We start from the raw sequence: 4480 nt of genomic DNA on the forward strand, positions 1-4480 counted from the left end.
ACGCAGCGCTCGAGGGAGTCTCGGCCGACGCCATCACCACCGCGACGACCGCGGCCGGGGAGCGGCGGGAGGCGCGGGGCGCGGGGGAGGAGCGAATCCGCTGCCCGGCTCCGGGACGAGCGGCTCGCGCGCCTCGATCACGGCGACGGCCAGCGGAGCGACCGCGGCTCCCGAGGCGAGAGCGCTCCGGAGCTGCTCGACCGCGTCGGTCAGCACCGCCCGCCGGGACATCGATCCGCGACCGGAGGCGAGGGTCGACGTGGCGAGGCCGAGCACGCGCTCGGCCAGCGCCGTCCGCTGCTCCCCGGCCGCGGTCGTCGCGGTGGTGATGGCGTCGGCCGAGACTCCCTCGAGCGCTGCGTTCAGGGATCCGATCGCCACCAGCAGATCGGTGCGGGCCGCGCCCGCGACGGTGCCGTCGGTCGCGGTGAGGAGCGCGAGCGAGTCGTTCCGCAGCGCGAGGCCGGCCTCGCGCGCGGCGGTGTAGGCCGGAGGCGCGGCGACGTCGATGGACGTCTCGCGGAGAGTCGGGGTCGCCTGCGTGCCCTCCGCGGAGGGCGTGCATCCGGTGAGCGCGCCGGCGGCGACGAGCAGGGCGATCGCGGCCGTGGCGCCCCGGAGGAGCGGGCGCGCACCCCCGCGCCGCTCGGCTCGCCCTCGACTCCGCATCACTGCACCCTAATCGGGGGACGGCCGCCGTGGGCGCCGGTCAGCGGGGCGGTTCGCGCATCCGAGACCCGGGTCGGCCGCACCTCCGGGCCGCACCCACGGCGCTCGACCGGTGGGAAGGGGGCCCGGCGCACACCCGTCGAGGGCGGGGGACGGCGCGCGCGGAACGGCGGGGCGCCCGCCGCCGCGCCGCCTAGCATGGGGCGGGTGACCGACCAGCAGGAGCCTCCCGTCCGCCTCCGCCCCGAGATCCTGGCGCTCCCCGCCTACAAGCAGGGCCGCGCGGCCGCCGCCGACGCCTTCAAGCTCTCCTCCAACGAGAACCCGTTCGACCCGCTGCCCTCCGTGCTCGCGCGGGTCCGCGAGGTGGACGACTTCAACCGGTACCCGGACGCGGCGGCGACCGCCCTGCGCACAGCGCTCGCCGCGGAGTACGGCGTCCCGATCGAGGAGGTGATCGTCGGAGCCGGCTCCGTCGCGGTCATCGCCCAGCTCATCACCGCGGCGGCGGGCCCGGGCGACGAGGTCGTCTACGCCTGGCGCTCGTTCGAGGCGTACCCCTCGCTCGTCACGACCGCGGGCGCCACCAGCGTGCGCGTGCCGCTCCGCGCCGACGACACCCACGACCTCGACGCCATGGCGCAGGCCGTCACCGAGCGCACCCGCCTGCTGATCGTCTGCAGCCCCAACAACCCCACCGGCACCGTCGCCACCGCCGACGACGTCGAGGCGCTCCTCGAGCGCGTCCCGGGAGACGTCCTCGTGCTCCTCGACGAGGCGTACGCTGAGTTCGTCGACGACGAGCGGGCCGTGGACGGCACCCGCCTGCTCGGCCGCTACCCCAACCTCGTGATCGCTCGCACCTTCTCCAAGGCGTACGGCCTCGCCGGCCTCCGCGTCGGCTACGCGATCGGCCACGCGCGGATCCTCGACGCCGCCCGCTCCACCGCCATCCCGCTCTCGGTCACCCGGTTCGCCGAGACCGCGGCGGTCGCCTCCCTCGAGCACCGCGAGGAGCTCCTCGAGCGCGTCCACCGCATCACCCGCCTCCGCGACGACCTCTGGCGGGCGCTGCTCGACCAGGGCTGGACGATCCCGGAGTCGCAGGCGAACTTCCTCTGGTTCGACACCCGCGAGGACACGGCGCGGGCCGCCGAGGTCTTCGAGCGCGCCGGGGTCGTGGTCCGCGCGTTCCCGCCGGAGGGGATCCGCGTCTCCGTCGGCGAGGCGCGCTCTGTCGACAAGCTCCTCAGCGCGGCGGCCGAGATTGTGGCTTCCCTCCCCGAGGGCCACCCCGCGAGACGGATAGGTTAGTCGGGTGGTAGCCACCAGCACGGAGTCGCCGACTGTCCAGTTCCTCTCCGCGGACGGGCGGTTCTCGCCGACCCCCGCGGCCGAGCAGTACGCCTCCTACCTCGACGGGGTGGACGAGGCGCAGCACCGCTCCTTCTACCGCGAGATGGCGGTGGTCCGCCGCTTCGACACCGAGGCCGCGAACCTGCAGCGCCAGGGCCAGCTCGGACTGTGGGTCCCGAGCCACGGCCAGGAGGCGGCGCAGGTCGGCTCCGCGTTCGCGATGCGCCCGCAGGACCACGTGTTCCCCTCCTACCGCGAGCACGTCGTCGGCAAGATCCGCGGCATCGACCTGCTCGGCGTCCTCGCGCTCCTGCGCGGCACGACGCACGGGGGCTGGGACCCGACCGACCCGACGAACGGGAACTTCCACCTCTACACGCTGGTGCTCGGCTCGCAGGCCCTGCACGCGACCGGCTACGCGATGGGCCTCACCTTCGACGGAGCGACCGGCACGGGCGACCCCGAGAAGGACGCGGCCGTCGTCGTCTACTTCGGCGACGGCGCCTCCAGCCAGGGCGACGTCAGCGAGGCGATGGTCTTCGCCGCGAGCTACCAGGCTCCCGAGGTCTTCTTCCTCCAGAACAACCACTACGCGATCTCGGTCCCCGTGGCCACGCAGTCGCGCAGCCCCCTCTACCTCCGCTCCTCCGGCTTCGGCATCCCCGGCGTGCAGATCGACGGCAACGACGTGCTCGCGAGCTACGCGGTCACCGCCAAGCACCTGCAGGACGCGCGCTCCGGCGGCGGTCCCCAGTTCATCGAGGCGCTGACCTACCGGATCGGCGCGCACACCTCGAGCGACGACCCGACGAAGTACCGCACCGACGACGAACTCGCCTCGTGGGTCGCGAAGGATCCGATCACCCGCTTCGCCGCGTTCCTGCGGAGCGAGGGCGTGGAGCAGTCCTTCTTCGACGAGGTCGACGAGGAGGCGAAGGACTTCGCGTCCGACATCCGCCGCCGCCTCCTCGCCCTCGAGGTCCCACCCACGGGCGTCATGTTCGACCACGTCTACTCGGAGCCGCACGTGCTCGTCGAGGAGCAGAAGGCGTGGCTGCAGCGCTACGAAGAATCGTTCGGAGGCGAGTGATGACGATCGACACCAGCACGACGGCCGCGCAGCCGCCCCTCACCGGGTCGCAGCTCGAGTCCATGTCCATGGCCAAGGCGCTCAACGCCGGCCTCCGCCGAGCGATGACGCAGGACGACCGCGTCCTCCTGATGGGCGAGGACATCGGCCCCCTGGGCGGCGTCTTCCGCATCACCGAGGGCCTGCACGCCGAGTTCGGGGCGAAGCGCGTGCTCGACACGCCGCTCGCCGAGTCCGGCATCGTCGGCACTGCGATCGGGCTCGCGATGCGCGGCTTCCGCCCGGTCTGCGAGATCCAGTTCGACGGGTTCATCTACCCGGCGTTCGACCAGATCACCTCGCAGCTGGCCAAGATGACCAACCGCCACGAGGGCGCGATCACCATGCCCGTCGTCATCCGCGTGCCCTACGGCGGGCACATCGGAGCGGTCGAGCACCACCAGGAGAGCAACGAGGCGTACTTCGCGCACACCGCGGGCCTGCGCGCGGTCAGCCCGTCGACTCCCAACGACGCCTACTGGATGATCCAGGAGGCCATCGCCTCGGACGACCCCGTCATGTTCTTCGAGCCCAAGAGCCGCTACTGGCCCAAGGGCGACGTCGACCTCAGCGGTTCCGCCGCGCCGCTGCACGCCAGCCGCGTCGTCCGCCAGGGCACGGAGGTCACGCTGGTCGGCTGGGGCCCGATGGTCGCGGTCCTCCTCCAGGCCGCCGAGCTCGCGGGCGAGGAGGGCACGAGCGTCGAGGTCGTCGACCTGCGCTCGCTCTCCCCGATCGACTGGGAGCCGCTGCTCGCGTCGGTCCGCAGGACCGGCCGGCTCGTCGTCGCGCAGGAGGCGTCCGCGAACGTGAGCCTCGGCTCCGAGATCGCGGCGACCGTCACCGAGCGCGCCTTCTTCTCGCTGGAGGCGCCGGTCCTCCGGGTCGCCGGCTTCGACACCCCCTTCCCGCCCGCCAAGGTCGAGAAGCTCTTCCTCCCCGACGTCGACCGCGTGCTCGAGGCCGTCGACCGCTCGCTCGCGTACTGACGCGCGCGACATCCGCCCGCACGAGCCCACAGGAGTCCCCCCGATGACAGAGCAGTTCCTCCTCCCCGACGTCGGCGAGGGCCTCACCGAGGCCGAGATCGTGGCCTGGAAGGTCAAGGTCGGCGACGAGGTGGCCGTCAACCAGGTCCTCGTCGAGATCGAGACCGCCAAGTCGCTCGTCGAGCTCCCCTCGCCGTTCAGCGGCACCGTGGTCGACGTGCTCGTCGACGAGGGTCAGACGGTCGACGTCGGCACCGCGATCATCACCGTCCAGGCCGGTGCCGGCTCGATCGGCTCCGGAGCCCTCGCCCGGCTCGGTGGTGGAGGGGGCGGGCGG

General features: G+C 73.1%; 5 protein-coding genes. 4 read left to right on the forward strand and 1 reads right to left on the reverse strand.

Features of this window, described 5'->3' with window-relative positions:
* Window positions 1-33: 33 nt before the first annotated feature.
* Complete coding sequence (locus C5D09_RS16825; RefSeq protein ID WP_104269821.1) at window positions 34-669, reverse strand: hypothetical protein; 636 nt, start codon at window positions 667-669, stop codon at window positions 34-36.
* Between the two features lie 198 nt (window positions 670-867).
* Here C5D09_RS16825 and hisC point away from each other — a divergent pair, with 198 nt between their 5' ends.
* The 4 genes from hisC to C5D09_RS16845 all read left to right on the forward strand — a co-directional run.
* Window positions 868-1983, forward strand: a complete 1116-nt coding sequence (hisC, locus tag C5D09_RS16830; RefSeq protein WP_104226632.1) for a histidinol-phosphate transaminase — start codon at window positions 868-870, stop codon at window positions 1981-1983.
* Between the two features lie 4 nt (window positions 1984-1987).
* Complete coding sequence (locus tag C5D09_RS16835; protein WP_104247992.1) at window positions 1988-3115, forward strand: thiamine pyrophosphate-dependent dehydrogenase E1 component subunit alpha; 1128 nt, start codon at window positions 1988-1990, stop codon at window positions 3113-3115.
* 62 nt (window positions 3116-3177) lie between these two features.
* Window positions 3178-4143, forward strand: coding sequence for an alpha-ketoacid dehydrogenase subunit beta (locus C5D09_RS16840; RefSeq protein WP_181027250.1), 966 nt, complete (start codon window positions 3178-3180; stop codon window positions 4141-4143).
* Between the two features lie 43 nt (window positions 4144-4186).
* A partial coding sequence (locus C5D09_RS16845) for a biotin/lipoyl-containing protein (RefSeq protein ID WP_308471889.1) occupies window positions 4187-4480 on the forward strand: 294 nt, incomplete at its 3' end.

It is taken from the genome of Rathayibacter sp. AY1C9 (genome assembly GCF_002932315.1).
In the GTDB taxonomy this organism is placed as follows: domain Bacteria; phylum Actinomycetota; class Actinomycetes; order Actinomycetales; family Microbacteriaceae; genus Rathayibacter.

Excerpts from the sequence above, each read along its gene's own strand:
- C5D09_RS16840 (WP_181027250.1), top strand. The coding sequence starts at position 3,178 with ATGTCCATGGCCAAGGCGCTCAACGCCGGCCTCCGCCGAGCGATGACG.
- hisC (WP_104226632.1), top strand. The coding sequence starts at position 868 with ATGGGGCGGGTGACCGACCAGCAGGAGCCTCCCGTCCGCCTCCGCCCC.
- C5D09_RS16825 (WP_104269821.1), bottom strand. The coding sequence starts at position 669 with ATGCGGAGTCGAGGGCGAGCCGAGCGGCGCGGGGGTGCGCGCCCGCTC.